This window comes from Streptomyces sp. NPDC048417 (assembly GCF_040651615.1).
GTDB lineage: Bacteria > Actinomycetota > Actinomycetes > Streptomycetales > Streptomycetaceae > Streptomyces.
The window spans coordinates 163432-176284 of record NZ_JBEZKI010000010.1 but is presented as its reverse complement, the minus strand read 5'-3'; the positions used below and the strand labels follow the sequence as shown (position 1 = coordinate 176284).

The following is a 12853-nucleotide window of genomic DNA, read 5'->3' as shown; positions in this document are numbered from 1 at the left end:
CCCATCTCACCCCCCCCGCCCCCCCCCCCCCCCCCCCCGGCGGCCCGCCGCCCCCCGCCCCCCCCCCGGACCCGGGGTGTTTCCGGAGTACCGAGACGACGTGCCGTCAGAGCAGGCCGAGGTCGCCGAGTTCCTTGTGCAGGTCGGAGCGTGGGTGTGAGGCGTCGCCGGTCACCGCTCGGGGGGTCCCCTCGCCGGTGCCGGCCCGTGGGCGCCGGTCCCGGAAGAGCCAGGCGCCCACCAGGCCCCCGAGCAGCCCGCCGAGGTGTCCGAGCCAGCTCACCCCCGGCGTGCCGGGCACGGCCACGGTGAGGAGGTAGGCGAAGGAGGCGCCCATGACGATGCCGATCAGCGTGTCGATCAGGTGCCGGTCGAAGAGTCCGCGTACCACGACGTAGCCGAAGTACCCGAAGATCAGGCCGCTGGCGCCGACCGTCGCCACGTCGCCCTTCTCGAAGAACCAGACCACGACACCGCTGCTCAGCGCGATCAGCAGGGTCAGCCCCAGGAACCGCAGCACCCCGCGGTAGGCGGCGAGGAACCCGAAGACGAACAGGGGGCCGGAGTTGCTCTCGATGTGCGCCCAGCTCCAGTGCAGCAGGGGTGCGACCAGGATGTCGGGCAGCGTGCCGACGTCGCCGGAGACCACGGCGTAGTCCCGGGAGAGGGCGTAGTGGTCGGCGTAGTTGGCGAGCTGCACCAGCCAGACGACGGCGAGCAGCGCGAACATCACGAAGAACGCCTTCCGCGCCTCCGCGATCATCTCCTCGGGACTGCCCGGCACTCCGCCGCCCCGCTCCTTCTTCGGCACACCCACGGCAGGCTCCCCCTCGAACTGCTTCCGCGTCCCCACCACGCCGCACTCTACGACAGCCCGCCGCACGGCCGTCCCGGGCTGTGCGCCCCGCCGTCAGAGCGCGGGCTCCGCCCACAGGTCCACCGGTACGACGCCGGTGGAGCGGCCGTGGGGGTCCAGGAGGCGGCCGAGGAGTTTGTCCTGGCGCAGGGTGATGACCCGGTCGGCGATGTCCAGGGTCGGGTGGGCGGTGGCCAGTTGGGCCTCCAGGCGGGGGATGTCGGCGAGGGAGTGGAGGGTGGACTGGAGGATGAGGTTCTGGGGGCCGCTGATCGCCGCGCAGTTGCGGGTCTCGGGGAGGCGGATGAGGGACTGGCCGACGTGCGGGAGGTCGGCGGGCGGGACCTTCGCCCAGAAGGTCACGGTGACCGGCCAGCCGCCGAGGGGGCGGGCGAAGTCGCAGCGGAAGCGGAGGAGGCCGCGGCGGGTGAGGTCTTCGATGCGGCGCTTGGCCGTGGAGAGGCTGACGCCGAGGTGCCGCGCCAGGGTCTGGTAGGAGACGCGGCCGTCGTGGGCGAGGTGGGTGACCAGGACGCGGTCGATGGGATGGGCCTCGGCGGCGAGGGTGGCGGTGGTGCGGGGTGGGGGCGGGGGTGCCAGCTGGGCGCGTTGGGCGGGGGCCAGGGCCGCGATGCGCCAGTGGCCGCCCTCGGTGAACATGTGGGTGACGATCCGGGACCGTACGGCTGTGATGCCGGGCAGGTGGGGGAGCCGGTCGAGGGTGTAGCGGGACAGGGCCGGCAGGTCGCGGGTGGCGACCGTGGTGAGGAGGTCGTGGCCGGTGGCCGTGCGTTCGATGGTGACCATGTGCGGGTGGGCGCCGAGGGCCTCGGCCACCTGGGCCGTGGTTCCCGGGGCGCAGTCGATCACGACGTAGGCCACACAGATCTGTTCGAGGAGGCGTGGGCCGGGGGAGAAGCCGACCCAGGCGGCGCCCTGCTCGGAGAGGCGGTGGAAACGGCGGGCCACGGTGACCGGGTCGACGTCCAGGGCGCGCCCGAGTTCGGTCCAGGAGGCGCGCGGGCGCAGTTGCAGTGCGTTGATCAGTGCCAGCTCGCCCTCGCTCAGCAAGGAGGGGACAGCATCCTGCGTGACCGCACCGACGGTGCGAGAATCCTGTGTTTCGGGGCTGTGCCGCGTCACTCTCTCATTGTGGACCCGAGGGCCCGCATCCGGCGGGCGGGGGCGTGAAGGAGGTCTGGATCATGGCTTTCGCCGACTACCAGAACGAGATCTACCTCGACGGGCTGCGCGGGGTGACGCCGCGGTTCCCGATGACGTACGACGAGCTGGCGCCGTTGGCCCAGGCCGCGATGGCTCCCTCGGTGCGGTCGTATGTCGCGGGCGGCGCGGGCGACGAGCGGACCCAGCGGGTCAACGTCAGCGCCTTCGAGGGGTGGGGGCTGGTGCCCCGCATGCTGGTGGGGGCGAGCGAGCGGGACCTGTCCGTCGACCTGTTCGGGATGCGGCTGGCCGCGCCGCTTTTCATGGCGCCGGTGGGGGTGATCGGGCTGTGCGCGCAGGACGGCCACGGTGATCTCGCCGTCGCGCGCGCCGCGGCCCGTACCGGCGTACCGATGGTCGCCTCCACGCTGACCGTCGATCCGCTGGAGCAGGTCGCCGCCGAGTTCGGCGACACCCCGGGCTTCTTCCAGCTCTACACCCCCACCGACCGGGGGCTGGCCGAGAGCCTGGTGCACCGGGCCGAGCAGGCCGGGTTCAAGGGGATCGTGGTCACCCTGGACACCTGGATCACCGGCTGGCGGCCGCGGGACCTGAGCACCAGCAACTTCCCGCAGCTGCGCGGGAACTGCCTGGCCAACTACACCAGCGACCCCGTCTTCCGCGCCCTGCTCGGCGGCCGCAGTCCGCAGGAGGACCCGCAGGGCACGGTCGCCCTGTGGGCGGCCATCTTCGGCAACCCGCTCACCTGGGACGACCTGCCCTGGCTGCGGTCGATCACCGATCTGCCGTTGATCCTCAAGGGCATCTGCCACCCCGAGGACGTCCGCAGGGCGAAGGACGCCGGCGTGGACGGCATCTACTGCTCCAACCACGGCGGCCGCCAGGCCAACGGCGGCCTTCCCGCCCTCGACGCGCTGCCCGGCGTGGTCGAGGCGGCCGACGGCCTGCCCGTCCTGTTCGACTCCGGGGTGCGGACGGGAGCCGACATCATCAAGGCGGTGGCCCTGGGCGCGACCGCCGTGGGCGTCGGCCGTCCCTATGCGTACGGTCTCGCGTACGGCGGTGAAGCCGGCCTTGTCCATGTGCTGCGGACCCTGCTGGCCGAGGCCGACCTGATCATGGCCGTCGACGGCTATCCGACGCTCGCCGACCTCACGCCCGAGGCACTGCGGCGCGTCGCCTGACCCGTCGGCCCGGGGGAGCGGTCGTCAGTCGGTGGCGGCCGTGACCGACTCCCAGCGGGCGTACTCGTCCAGCAGCTCGGCGAAGTGGCCGCGCACCATCTCCAGGCCGGCGGTGGCCACCGCCAGGTGCACCGGGGGCTCCTCGACGCCGGTGATGTCGGCGACGGCCGCCATGGACCTGGTGAGGTCGCCCCGTACCGCCTGCTTGGCGAACTCGGCCATGGCGGCGTAGGAGTCCGCGTAGTCCGCAACGGACCTGGCCGGGAGCTTGGCGCTGGTCCCGAAGTTGGTGTCGAAGCCGGCCGGCTCGACCAGGGTGACGCGGATGCCCAGCGGGTCGAGTTCCTTGGCCAGTCCCTCGGTCAGGTTCTGCACGGCGCTCTTGGAGGCGCAGTACACGGCCATGGTGGGCAGGCTGACGTGGCCGCCCATGGAGCCGACGTTGAGGATGTGGCCGGATCCGCGTTCCCGCATGTGCGGGAGGACGGCCTGGACCACCTGGACGATGCCCACCACGTTGGTCTCGAACTGGTCCCGCGCCTGGGCGGGGCTGACCTCCTCGACGGCACCGAGCTGTCCGTAGCCGGCGGCGTTGACGACCGCGTCGACGGCGCCGAAGCGCTCGACGGTCTCCCGCACGGCCTGCTCGATGCTCGCGGCGTCGGTGACGTCGAGGCGCGTGACCAGGACGTTGTCGAGGCCGGCGAAGGCCTGGTTGGCCCTGGCGGGGTCGCGCATGGTGGCGGCGACGTTCCAGCCGCGCGCCACGTACTCGAAGGTGAGGGCCTCGCCCATGCCGGTCGAAGCGCCGGTGATCAGAACGGTCTTGCTCATGATGTGCTCTCTCGCTCTCACTCCACTAAACAGAATCTACAAAACATGTATAGCACGCCCAGTCGGTATGGTGTGCATATGACCGCGACCCGAGGGGACATCCAGCGCCGCGAGCAGGTGCTCGCGGCGGCGCTGACCGTTTTCGCGACGTTCGGCTACCGCAAGACGTCGATGGACGCGGTGGCCCGGGCCGCGGACATCTCCCGCCCCGGCCTGTACTTCCTCTTCTCCGGCAAGGAGGAGCTGTTCCGCGAGACCATGCGGCAGGAGCTGGACCGGGCTCTGGGCGACGTCCGTACGGCGCTGGCCGCGCCCGGCGCGGATCTCGACGCGCGTCTCGTGGCCGCCCTCGACGCGAACCTGGGCCGGTACGTCGGCACGCACCTCAACGAGGGTGTCGACGATCTACTGGAGCACAGCACCGCCCAGCTGCACGGCATGTACGACGACCACCGGGACGCCTTCCTCGACACGCTCGCCGCGGCGATCACCGACTCCGGCCGGGAGACAGGGAGCGTCACGCCCCGCCAGATCGCGGAGGTCCTGCAGGCGGCCGGCGAGGGGTGGAAGCACCGGGTCGCGGACCGGGCGGAGTTCGTGGCGAAACTCCGTGTGGCGGTGGCGGTGGTGTTGCGGCCGTAGCCGCCGTGGACGTCCCGCGCCCTTCGCGTGCCGGCACTCGCCGGAATCCTGTTGAGACGCCGTCCCGCGGTACGGAAGGGTTCTCGGCCATGGAGTTCTTCTGTTACCACCGTGACCGGGCCGATTCCCTGGCGTTGCGCCGGGAGCTGGTGGAGGAGCACTGGTCCTACATGGACCGGTACGAGACGGAGCTGATCGCCCGCGGGCCGGCCTTCGGTGCCGGCGGTGAGACGCTCACCGGCAGTGTGCACATCGTCGGTCTGCCGGATCCGGCCGCCGCCCGCGCGTTCGCCTTCGACGAACCGAACTACCAGGCCGGCGTCTACCGGGACGTGCTGCTGCGCCGGTGGCGCAACCTGCTGGGCCGCACCATGTGGGAGTTCCCCGGCGGCCGGGCCGGCGGCAGCCGGTACCTGGTACTCGGCCTGGGGCCGGTACATACCGAAGCCGAACCCGAGGCCGACGTCGACCTGTCGCCCGGCCCCGGCACAGGCCCCGGCACCGACCTCGGCCTGCCGCCCGGCATCGACCGTGACGAGCTGATCGCCTTCGGCCCGCTCCTGTCCGACGACGCCACCGCCTGGCTGGGCACGGCCGCACTGGTCCGGGCCCCGGACCCGGATCGGGCACGGGCCGTTCTGGCCCCGCACCGGTACGCGGAGACAGAGGTGTACGAGTGGGAGTTCGGCGGACGACGGTGACGAGCCGGGGCGATCACGCCCCCGTGCGCCGCCTCACCGTCGGGCACGCGGCCCCAGCGCTCCAGCAGGTCCTCGACGACCGCCGTGTCCGGGGCGTACGGCCGTGTCCGGTGTCCTGGCGTGCCCCGTCCTCGTAGGCTGGCCGCGACACAGATCCCCACCTGTGGAGGGCGCCCTCATGCGCAGCAGCGGCTGGAGAAGCGGCGACATCCCGGATCTCACCGGCCGCGTCGCCGTCGTCACCGGGGCCAACAGCGGGCTCGGGTACGTCACCGCGCGGGAGCTGGCCCGCAAGGGTGCCCGGGTCGTGCTCGCCTGCCGGAGCGAGGCGCGGGGACACGAGGCCGGGGACCGGATGGCCGCCGAAGTGCCCGACGCGCACATCGAGTTCGGGCGGCTCGACCTCGGTGACCTGGCCTCGGTACGGGACTTCGCCGGTTCGTTCCCGTACGGCCGGCTCGATCTCCTCGTCAACAACGCCGGGGTGATGGCGCCGCCGTACGGGACCACCGCGGACGGCTTCGAGACGCAGTTCGGGGTCAACCACCTCGGGCACTTCGCCCTCACCGGGCTGCTCCTGCCCGTCCTGCTGGGCACCCCCGCCGCCCGCGTCGTCACCGTCTCCAGCATGATGCACGTCCTCGCCAACGTCGACCTCGACGACCCCAACAGCAGCCGCCGCTACCGGCGTTGGATCGCCTACGGCCGGTCCAAGACCGCCAACCTGCTCTTCGTGCACGAGCTGGCCCGGCGCGTCGACGCGCACGGCGGCGACCTCGTCGCGGCCGCCGCCCATCCCGGGTACGCGTCCACCAACCTGCAGACCGCCGGTCCCCGTGCCGAAGGACGGCGCGGGGCCGAACGGGTGATGACGGCCGCGAACGCCGTCTTCGCACAGTCCGCCGAGGCCGGGGCGCTGCCCACGCTGTACGCGGCCACCGCCCCCGGCGTACGGCCCGACTCCTTCACCGGGCCCTCGATCGCGATGTGGCGCGGCACCCCGGCCCCCTCCCGGCGCGCGCCCTGGACCCGCGACGACACCATGGCGCAACGCCTCTGGGACGCCTCGGAGCAACTCACCGGGGTCTCCTACGCCGCCGCCCTGAAGGAGCTCTAGGAACCCGAGGAGCCCTGGGCGTTACAGCGAGCCGCCGCTGTCCACCACCAGGTCGGTGCCCACCACCGACGCCGCATCGTCCGAGGCCAGGTACAGCACGGCCGCCGCGATCTCCTGCGTCGAGGAGATACGGGCCAGGGGGAGAGTGGCCCGCGCCCGTTCCGCACGGTCCCGCTCCGTCTCGCCCGCGCGCAGCGACATCGGCGTGGCCGTCGCCCCCGGGCTCACGACGTTGATCCGGACCCCGTCCCGGATGTGGTCCAGCGCCGCACCCCGGCTCAGCGCCGTCACAGCCGCCTTCGTCGCCGAGTACGCGGCGGCCCCGGCGGAGGTGACGTGGGCACCGAACGTGGAGGAGACGTTCACGATCGCGCCGCCGGCCGGCTGGGTGCGCATCCGGCGGATCTCCGCCTGCAGCGCCAGGTGCACGCCGGTGACGTTGACCGACAGCTGCTCGTGCCAGTCGGCCTCCGGAAGGTCGGTCAGCGGTGCCCCGCCCCGGAAGATCCCCGCGTTGTTCACCGCCACGTCCAGTGAGCCGAAGCGCGCCACGGCGGCCGCCACCAGTTCCTCCGCGTCCCCCGCCCGCGAGACGTCGGCCGACACCGCCAGCCCCTCGCCGCCCCGCTCCTCGACCAGCGCGACCGTCTCCTTCAGGGGTTCCTCGCGGCGGCCGGCCACGACCACTCGCGCGCCCTCCGCGGCGAACGCCAGCGCGATGGCCCGGCCGATGCCGCTGCCGGCGCCGGTGACCAGGGCCGTACGACCCGCGAAACGCTTCCCGGTGGTCATGAGTGATCTCCCCTTTTTTTGGAACGTACGGTTCAGAATAAGGTCAGAAAGAAACACCCCTCGGTGCGGAGGGGTGTCCGTCAGTCCAGCAGTCGCAGCGCCTGCTCCGCCGCATCCCGCACCCGGGCCGGGTCCGTCGACGCCTTGCCCACCACCCGCAGGCCCTGGAGCAGTACCAGCAGGGTGCGGGCGAGGGCCAGCGGATCGCGGCCGGCGGACAGTTCGTCCTGGGCCTGGGCCCTGGCCAGGGCCGAGTGCAGCACGGTCTCCAGCCCGTCCCAGTTGCGCTCGACGCTGCGCGCCGCCGCCGGGTCGTGCGGGGCCAGCTCCGCCGCCGTGTTGGTGACCATGCAGCCGCGCAGCCGCAGGTCGTCGGTCGCGGACTCGTCGGCGTACTGCCGCACCAGCGCGCGTACGGCCGGCAGGACCGGGCCCGGCCGGGACAGGTTCCGCAGGAGGGGCGGGAGGCGGTCCTGCTGGTAGCGCTCCAGGGCCTTCAGGTACAGGTCGTGCTTGCTGCCGAAGGTCGCGTAGAGGCTGGCCCGCCCGATGCCCAGGTGCTCGACCAGGTCGGCCATGGACGTCGCCTCGTAGCCGCGCCGCCAGAACAGCTCCAGGGCTGACAGCAGCGCGGCGTCCGGGTCGAACTCCTTGGTCCTGGCCATGGGGCAGAACCTAGGGCCATCTAGAACGATCAGTCAAGATTGCCGTGCGGGGAGGCATGCGCGGCACGCACCTCGTACGCCGCCACCCGTACCGTCTCGTCGTCCAGGCACTGGCCCGTCTCCAGGTCGAAGCGCTGCTTCAGCAGCGGCGAGGCGACGAACGCGCGGCCCTGGTGGGTGCCGGTCAGGCCGCGGGAGAGGACCGCCGCGCCGCCGAAGGGGTCGCGGTTGTCGATGGCGTACAGGCGGTCCGCGCGGTCGCGGAACACGGCGACCTGGCGGCCGTCCGCAAGGAGCGCGGCCACGCCCCGGCCTGGGGTCAGCCGGCTCAGGTCGCAGACCGTGAACCAGCTGTCCTCCAGCAGGAGTTGGACCTTCAGCTCGGTGGTCTCGGGTGCCAGGGTCATCGCTGGGCGCTTCCTTCCAGAACATCTTCGGCGGGGCGCAGGCCGATCGAGAGCAGGGGCAGGTCGGGCTTCGTCTGGTCGCGCTCGGGCACGAACCCGACGACCGGGTCGGGGGTGTCGGGGGCGTTGACGAAGGACACGAACCGGGCGAGCTTGTCGGGGTCGGCGATGGTCGACGCCCACTCGTCGGCGTAGTGGGCCACGTGCGCCGCCATCAGGGACTCCAGCTCCTCGCAGATGCCGAGGGAGTCCTCGACCACCACGTCACGGACATGGTCCAGGCCGCCCGGGATCCGCTCCAGCCAGGTCGACGTGCGCTCCAGGCGGTCCGCCGTACGGATGTAGAACATCAGGAAGCGGTCGATCAGCCGGACCAGTTCAGCGTCGGTCAGGTCCTGGGCGAGCAGGTCCGCGTGGCGCGGAGTGGCGCCGCCGTTGCCGCCGACGTAGAGGTTCCAGCCGCCCGCCGTGGCGATGACACCGAAGTCCTTCGACTGGGCCTCCGCGCACTCGCGGGCGCACCCGGAGACCGCCGACTTGAGCTTGTGCGGCGACCGCAGGCCCCGGTAGCGCAGCTCCAGGTCGATCGCCATCCGGACCGAGTCCTGGACACCGTAGCGGCACCAGGTCTGTCCGACGCACGACTTCACCGTGCGCAGCGCCTTGCCGTACGCGTGCCCGGACTCGAAGCCGGCGTCCACCAACCGCGTCCAGATAAGCGGGAGTTGCTCCACCCGCGCGCCGAACATGTCGATCCGCTGACCGCCGGTGATCTTCGTGTAGAGGCCGAAGTCCCGGGCGATCTCACCGATCACGATCAGGCCCTCGGGGGTGATCTCGCCGCCGGGGATGCGCGGGACGACCGAATACGAGCCGTTCTTCTGGAGGTTGGCGAGGAAGTGGTCGTTGCTGTCCTGGAGCGCCGCCTGTTCGCCGTCCAGGACATAGCCGCTCGCGCCGATCACCGGGGCGAGGGAGGCGATGACCGACGCCACCGCCGGCTTGCAGACCTCGCAGCCGTCGCCGCCCCGGGCGTCCTCCCGGCCGTAACGGTCGAGCAGCTCCCGGTAGGTGTTGACGCGCAGCGCGAGGACGATCTCGTACAGCTCCTCGCGGGTCTGCGCGAAGCAGCCGCACAGCCCCTTGTCGACCTCGACGCCGGACGCCTCCAGCTCGGCCGTGACCAGCTGGCCGAGGACCTTGACGCAACTGCCGCAGCCGGTACCGGCCTTGGTGCACTTCTTGACCTCCGGCACGGTGGTGCAGGAGTGCTCGGTCACGGCGCCGCGGATGGTGCCCTTGCTGACGTTGTGGCAGGAACAGACGACCGCTTCGTCGGGGAGCGCGGACGGGCCGAGCCGGGCGCCGCCGCTCGCACCGGCCGGCAGCACCAGGGACTCCGGGGAGAGGGGCGGTACCGAGCCGGTGAGGGCGCGCAGCGTGCCGTACGCGTCCGCGTCGCCGACCAGGATGCCGCCGAGCAGTGTGCCGTCCCGGCCGATGACCAGCTTCTTGTACAGGCCCGAGCGGGCGTCGGAGTAGACGACGTCCAGGCAGTCCTCGGTCGTCCCGTGCGCGTCGCCGAAGGAGGCCACGTCGACGCCGAGCAGTTTGAGCTTGGTGGACAGGTCGGCGCCGGTGAAGGCGGATTCGTCCTGTGCGATGGTGGCCGCGGCCGTCGCCGCCTGCTCGTACCCGGGCGCCACCAGGCCGTACACCCGGCCGTCCGCCGCCAGCGCGCACTCGCCGATCGCGAACACCCGGGGGTCGTCCACCGTACGGCACTGCTCGTCGACGGCGATGCCACCACGCTCGCCGACGGAAAGGCCGCAGTCCCGGGCGAGTTGGTCCCGCGGCCGCACCCCGGCGCTGAACACCACCATGTCGGTGGCGAGTTCGGTGCCGTCGGACAGCTTCATGCCGACGACGGCGCCCGCGTCGTCCGTCACGATCTCCTGGGTGCCCACGCCCGTGTGCACGCTCAGGCCCGTCTCCTCGATGGTGCGCAGCAGGGCCGCGCCACCGCCCGCGTCCACCTGCACCGGCATCAGCCGGGGCGCGAACTCCACGATGTGCGCGGCGAGTCCGAGCCCCTTCAGCGCGCCGGCCGCCTCGAGTCCGAGCAGTCCGCCGCCGACCACGGCACCCACGGTCGCCCTTGACTTCGCGTACGCCTCGATCGCCAGCAGGTCCTCGATCGTGCGGTAGACGAAGCAGCCGTCGGCGTCCTTGTTGGGGACCGGCGGCACGAACGGGTACGAGCCGGTGGCCAGCACGAGCGTGTCGTAGCCGAAGACCCGGCCGGACCCGGCCGTCACCGTCCGCGCCGCGCGGTCGACCGTCTCCGCCGGGTCGCCGACGTACAGCTCGATGCCGTGGGCGTCGATGAACTCCATGTCCGTCATGGAGAGTTCGTCGGCGGACGTGCCCGTGAAGTACGAGGTGAGGGCGACCCGGTCGTACGCGGGACGCGGCTCCTCGCACAGCACGACCACGCGGTGCGTGGCGGTCAGGCCGCGCTCGGCCAGCGCTTCGAGGAAACGCTGCCCGACCATCCCGTGGCCGACGAGCACGATCGTGGGGGTGGCCCCCGGGGTGGCGGTCATCAGGAGCCTCCATCGTGGGTGAACGCGCCCGGGGCGGCGACGGCGAGCGGTACGGCGTCGTCGCCGGGGCGTGCCTCGGCCTCGCCGGTCGGGTGGCTGTGGTGCGGGCCGCGGGAGCGCGGTTCGCCCACGTCCCGCCACCGGCCGTCGGGGTGCGCCTCGAGGCCGGCGCCGATCACCACCACACGTGTATGCGAGGTCATGCCCAGGAGCGTGCGCGGCGGACGTTACCCGGCCGCATCCCCGCTGTTTCCCGCACGGAACGCTGCCCTCTTCGGAGGTGGGGGTGGGGTGTGAGGGGTCTGGGGCCGGGTCGGCGGGCACTGTGAGGTGGGGAAACGCGGGGGAGCGGGCGGCGCGCCCCGGCGGCCTGCGGGGTCCGCGCCGACGGCGGACGGCCGGTGTACGGCCTGGGGTGGACGGCCGGGGGTACGGCCTTGGGCGGCCGTTCGTCAGCGGCTTCCCGTCAGGTGGGCGAAGACGACGACGTTTCCCTGGTAGCCGGTGGTCCGGGAGTAGCCGCCGCCGCAGGTGATCACTCTGAGCTCGGGGCGTCGCGCGGCTCCGTAGACCTTCTCGTCGGGGAAGTCCCGGGCCTGGTACACCTCCACCGCGTCGACCGTGAAGACGGCGACGGTCTTGTCCTGCCGGTCCACCTCGATGGTCGCGCCGCGCTTGAGGGCGCCGAGGTCGTAGAAGACGGCGGGGCCCTCGGTGTTGTCCACGTGGCCGGCGACGACCGCGGTCCCGGTCTCGCCGGGTGCGGTGCCCGACTCGTACCAGCCGGCGAGGTTCTTGTTGCCGGCGGGCGGGACGTCGAGGCTGCCGGCGGCGGTGAGGGCGAGGCCCATGAGAGGGGCGTTCACCCGGATCTCGGGGATGCGGATACGGGTGGGCGGGGACGGGGGCAGCGCCGGGGCTTCGAGGTGTTCCTCGCCGGGGTCGGGGCGGCCCTCGGCGGCGGACGGCTGGGGTGGTGCGGTGTGCGGTCCGGAGCCGGGGCCGAGCAGCCAGACGCCTGAGCCGAGCGCTATGACGGTTACGGCGGCTATCGCGGTGTCCCCGATCTTGCGCATGCGAACCCCTTTTTCCGAGGTCAGAGCTTCTAACGCGGGGGTGAGGGGCTAGCGGGAGCGACCCGGTGCGGCAGGGGCGCCACCTCTGACGAAAGTGAGAGGCATCGCGAAAGTGACAGCCTCTAACAAACCTGACCCCCTACCCCCTCCGGGCCGCGAGGGGCGTCGGACCCGGAGGGGGTGGGATGTGCGGTACCGGCGGACGGACAGCGGAGGGTGTCCGTCAGATCCCGTCGCCTCTCGCCCGGCGATGCAGGAGCCAGGTACCGCCCGCGGCGGCGACGGCCAGAGCCGTCACACCTGCCGCGGTCTGCACGGGGTCGGTGCCCAGAGCACCACCGACCCCCGTCTTCACACTGCCGTGGGGCTGCACCGGCCCGCCGGCGCCCGGCATCAGTGCCACCACCAGGTCGCCGGTCACCTGCCGGGTCCCCTCGGCGCACTTCGCGACGATCTCGTACGTCCCCGGTTGCGCGCTGGGCGGCACCTGGAACTGGCCGATCGCCTCGTCCTCATGGGTGCTGGGCGCGAGCGTGAACGTCCCGGCGCCGACCGAACTGGCGTCGCCGACAGCTGACGACTTCTCCCCGCAGGCGGCCGTGTTCACCGAGACCTGGGCGCCCGGTGCCGCGGTCGACGGGTAGACGTCCAGGCTGCCGGTACTGCCGCCGTACGCCGGCGCGGCGGCGAGACCGGCCGCGGCCACGGCGAGCGCGGCCCCGGTCAGTGGACGGACAGTGCGTCGCATGGTGCTCCCTCGTCGAGCTCGTCCCACTCCCTTGCTCTTC

General features: G+C 72.4%; 14 protein-coding genes. 4 read left to right on the top strand and 10 right to left on the bottom strand.

Annotated features, from left to right (window positions below):
* Nucleotides 1-106: 106 nt before the first annotated feature.
* Nucleotides 107-817 carry a rhomboid family intramembrane serine protease gene (locus tag AB0D59_RS17925; protein ID WP_362565809.1) on the bottom strand — a complete coding sequence of 237 codons (711 nt, stop codon included), beginning with the start codon at nucleotides 815-817 and terminating at the stop codon, nucleotides 107-109.
* Between the two features lie 93 nt (nucleotides 818-910).
* Nucleotides 911-1927 carry an Lrp/AsnC family transcriptional regulator gene (locus tag AB0D59_RS17920; protein WP_362565808.1) on the bottom strand — a complete coding sequence of 339 codons (1017 nt, stop codon included), beginning with the start codon at nucleotides 1925-1927 and terminating at the stop codon, nucleotides 911-913.
* Nucleotides 1928-2061: 134 nt separating this feature from the next.
* Here AB0D59_RS17920 and AB0D59_RS17915 point away from each other — a divergent pair, with 134 nt between their 5' ends.
* A complete protein-coding gene (locus AB0D59_RS17915) occupies nucleotides 2062-3225 on the top strand; it encodes an alpha-hydroxy-acid oxidizing protein (RefSeq protein WP_362565807.1) in 1164 nt (387 codons plus the stop codon).
* A gap of 24 nt (nucleotides 3226-3249) precedes the next feature.
* Here the strand turns inward: AB0D59_RS17915 and AB0D59_RS17910 are convergent, their stop codons facing one another.
* Nucleotides 3250-4059 (bottom strand): SDR family NAD(P)-dependent oxidoreductase, encoded by an 810-nt coding sequence (locus AB0D59_RS17910; RefSeq protein ID WP_362565806.1) that lies wholly within the window; start codon nucleotides 4057-4059, stop codon nucleotides 3250-3252.
* A 78-nt stretch (nucleotides 4060-4137) separates the two neighbouring features.
* Here AB0D59_RS17910 and AB0D59_RS17905 point away from each other — a divergent pair, with 78 nt between their 5' ends.
* The 3 genes from AB0D59_RS17905 (at nucleotide 4138) to AB0D59_RS17895 (ending at nucleotide 6519) form a co-directional block, all read left to right on the top strand.
* On the top strand, nucleotides 4138-4701 hold the full coding sequence (locus AB0D59_RS17905; protein WP_362565805.1) for a helix-turn-helix domain-containing protein: 564 nt from the start codon (nucleotides 4138-4140) through the stop codon (nucleotides 4699-4701).
* A gap of 89 nt (nucleotides 4702-4790) precedes the next feature.
* Nucleotides 4791-5402, top strand: a complete 612-nt coding sequence (locus AB0D59_RS17900) for a YciI family protein (protein ID WP_362565803.1) — start codon at nucleotides 4791-4793, stop codon at nucleotides 5400-5402.
* Nucleotides 5403-5580: 178 nt separating this feature from the next.
* Complete coding sequence (locus AB0D59_RS17895; protein WP_362565802.1) at nucleotides 5581-6519, top strand: oxidoreductase; 939 nt, start codon at nucleotides 5581-5583, stop codon at nucleotides 6517-6519.
* A 21-nt stretch (nucleotides 6520-6540) separates the two neighbouring features.
* Here AB0D59_RS17895 and AB0D59_RS17890 read toward each other — a convergent pair whose 3' ends face one another.
* The 7 genes from AB0D59_RS17890 to AB0D59_RS17860 form a co-directional block, all read right to left on the bottom strand.
* On the bottom strand, nucleotides 6541-7311 hold the full coding sequence (locus AB0D59_RS17890; protein ID WP_362565801.1) for a glucose 1-dehydrogenase: 771 nt from the start codon (nucleotides 7309-7311) through the stop codon (nucleotides 6541-6543).
* A gap of 80 nt (nucleotides 7312-7391) precedes the next feature.
* Complete coding sequence (locus AB0D59_RS17885; RefSeq protein ID WP_362565799.1) at nucleotides 7392-7976, bottom strand: helix-turn-helix domain-containing protein; 585 nt, start codon at nucleotides 7974-7976, stop codon at nucleotides 7392-7394.
* A gap of 29 nt (nucleotides 7977-8005) precedes the next feature.
* Nucleotides 8006-8383 carry a nitrite reductase small subunit NirD gene (gene nirD / locus AB0D59_RS17880; RefSeq protein WP_362565798.1) on the bottom strand — a complete coding sequence of 126 codons (378 nt, stop codon included), beginning with the start codon at nucleotides 8381-8383 and terminating at the stop codon, nucleotides 8006-8008.
* Nucleotides 8380-10989, bottom strand: coding sequence for a nitrite reductase large subunit NirB (gene nirB / locus AB0D59_RS17875; RefSeq protein ID WP_362565796.1), 2610 nt, complete (start codon nucleotides 10987-10989; stop codon nucleotides 8380-8382). The genes nirD and nirB overlap by 4 nt, the downstream gene beginning before the upstream one ends.
* Nucleotides 10989-11192 carry a hypothetical protein gene (locus AB0D59_RS17870; protein WP_362565795.1) on the bottom strand — a complete coding sequence of 68 codons (204 nt, stop codon included), beginning with the start codon at nucleotides 11190-11192 and terminating at the stop codon, nucleotides 10989-10991. Before AB0D59_RS17870 ends, nirB begins: the two co-directional genes overlap by 1 nt.
* Before the next feature lie 249 nt (nucleotides 11193-11441).
* Nucleotides 11442-12065: a class F sortase gene (locus AB0D59_RS17865; RefSeq protein ID WP_362565793.1), complete on the bottom strand. Its 624-nt coding sequence runs from the start codon at nucleotides 12063-12065 to the stop codon at nucleotides 11442-11444.
* 223 nt (nucleotides 12066-12288) lie between these two features.
* Nucleotides 12289-12813 carry a hypothetical protein gene (locus AB0D59_RS17860; RefSeq protein ID WP_362565792.1) on the bottom strand — a complete coding sequence of 175 codons (525 nt, stop codon included), beginning with the start codon at nucleotides 12811-12813 and terminating at the stop codon, nucleotides 12289-12291.
* Nucleotides 12814-12853 lie beyond the last annotated feature (40 nt).